At 76.0% G+C, this 633-nt stretch carries 1 protein-coding gene; it reads left to right on the top strand.

Features of this window, described 5'->3' with window-relative positions:
• Window positions 1–633, top strand: a 633-nt coding sequence (gene priA / locus N800_RS15060) for a replication restart helicase PriA (protein ID WP_036140564.1), incomplete at both ends; no start/stop codon positions are given.

Here is a 633-nt window from a genome sequence, read left to right as displayed (position 1 = left end):
CGCTCGCCCAGCGCGGCCTGGCCGAACGGATCGCGGTGGCGGCGACGCCGGCTGCCGTCGACCCGCGCCCCGGGCCAGCCCTCAATTCCGATCAGCAGGCCGCGGTGGACGCCGTGCTGGCCACGCGTGATGGCTTCGCCGCCCTGCTGCTGGATGGCGTCACCGGCAGCGGCAAGACCGAGGTCTACCTGCACGCCATCGCCGACTGCCTGGCGCGCGGCCGGCAGGCGCTGGTGCTGGTGCCGGAGATCGGCCTGACCCCGCAGACCCTGACGCGCTTCCGCGCGCGCCTCGGCGTGCCCGTGCATGCGCTGCACTCGGGCCTGTCCGATGGCGAGCGCGCCCGCACCTGGGCGGCCATGGCCCGCGGCGAGGCCCGGGTGGTGGTCGGCACGCGCTCGGCGGTGTTCCTGCCGCTGCCCGAGGCCGGGCTGATCGTGGTCGACGAGGAGCACGACGGCAGCTTCAAGCAGCTCGACGGCATCCGCTACCACGCCCGCGACTTCGCCCTGGTGCGCGGCAAGGCGCTGGGCGTGCCGGTGCTGCTGGGTAGCGCCACGCCGTCGCTGGAATCGCTGCACAACGCGCGCAGCGGCCGCTACCGCCACCTGCGCCTGCCCGCGCGCGCCGGCG

It is taken from the genome of Lysobacter daejeonensis GH1-9 (genome assembly GCF_000768355.1).
Lineage (GTDB): Bacteria > Pseudomonadota > Gammaproteobacteria > Xanthomonadales > Xanthomonadaceae > Aerolutibacter > Aerolutibacter daejeonensis.
The sequence above is the reverse complement of the archived record's forward strand: the minus strand, read 5'-3'. Positions and strand labels throughout refer to the sequence as shown.